This window comes from Tahibacter caeni (assembly GCF_024609805.1).
Taxonomy (GTDB): Bacteria; Pseudomonadota; Gammaproteobacteria; order Xanthomonadales; family Rhodanobacteraceae; genus Tahibacter; species Tahibacter caeni.
The window spans coordinates 1-1,492 of record NZ_JANFVR010000605.1; the positions used below are offsets into that span (position 1 = coordinate 1).

Annotated in this window: 1 protein-coding gene; it reads left to right on the forward strand. The window is 71.4% G+C overall.

From position 1 onward, the window contains the following. On the forward strand, window positions 1-1,173 hold a 1,173-nt coding region (locus NON22_RS24225), incomplete at its 5' end, for a DUF2135 domain-containing protein (protein WP_257389545.1). Window positions 1,174-1,492 lie beyond the last annotated feature (319 nt).

The following is a 1,492-nucleotide window of genomic DNA, read 5'->3' on the forward strand; positions in this document are numbered from 1 at the left end:
ACCGCGCCGCCGCGCGGGGAGCGGCCGCCGCCGCGGCCGGCGCGCATCGCCGGAACGCGCCAGCGCATGCTCGCCTCGCCGCCGGCCGCCAAGGTCATCGTCGAAGAAGCGGCGCCGATGGCAGTGCCGGCGCCGGCGGCCGAGGCTGCCATGCGTTTCAGTGACGCGCCCGCGGCCAGGGCCAGGATCGCCGTCGGCGATGACGTGGCAAGCAGCGGCGGCAACGCCAAACTGACGATCGCGCTGAAGGAATGGGATCCGGACACGCCGTACATCGCGCGGCTGCGCGCAGCGCCGGATCCGTATGCGGCCTATCTGCAGGAACGCCGCACGCAGGCGCTGACGCCGTCGTTCTTCCTCGACTGCGCCGACTATTTCCGCAACGAGACCAGGGACGCGCGCCTCGCGCTGCGCGTGCTGTCGAATCTGGCCGAGATCGATTTCGAGAGCGCGCCGCTGCTGCGCGTGCTCGCCTACCGCCTGCAGCAGTGGAACCGCTTCGACCTCGCCGTGCCGCTGTTCGAACAGGCGCTGCTGCTGCGCGGCGAGGAGCCGCAGAGCCGCCGCGATCTGGCCCTGGCGCTGTCGCGCCGCGAAAATCCCGATGCGGTCCGCGCCGCGCGCCTGCTCTGGGAAATCGTCGACCGACAATGGGATTCACGCTTCCCGGAGATCGAGACCATCGCGCTGCACGAGCTCGGCGACGTGCTCATGCGCGCGCCGGCCGCACAGCGCCCCGCGCTCGACGCGCTGGCCGCGGAGCTCGGCATCGACGCGGAACTGCTGCGGCCGCTGCCCGTGGACCTGCGCGTCGTGCTCGGCTGGGACGCCGACAACGTCGACATCGACCTCTGGGTCGTCGATCCGCTCGGCGAGGTCGCGATCTATCGCAATGCGCGCACGACGAGCGGCGGCTACCTGAGCCGCGACTTCACCGGCGGCTACGGGCCCGAAGTGTTCACGATACGGCGGCCGCTGCCGGGCACCTACGTGGTCAAGACGCACTACTTCTCCAACCACGCGCAGAAGGTGCTCGGCCCGGTAACCCTGCAGCTGGAGTTCCTGACCCGCTTCGCGACCGGCGCCAGCAGGCGCGAGGCCGTCACGCGCCGCCTCGACGACACGAACGTCGAGATCGAGATAGGCCGTTTCACGGTCGGCGCGGAGCCGTAGCGGGGCTTTCTCCCCTCTCGCCCCGGCCGGAAGGCCGGGCGAAAGGAGAATTCCAAGGCGGGATTACGGTTGAATTCTTGCCGGATCGTTCAACGACGCCGCCGCACGCGTGTGCGGCGATCGGACCGCCTGCGCACTCGGAAGTCAGACCACGCGGCGCGGGAACGCCACGAGCACGCGCTGCGGCGAAACCTGCGCCGATTCGGCGGCCGGCGCGGCCTCGAACGCATCGGCATTCGCGGCCGCGCGGTGTTTCGCCGCCGCGCGGCGCGCGGCGAGGTGGACGACGGCATCGGCCGCAGCCGACGCCGCTTCGGCG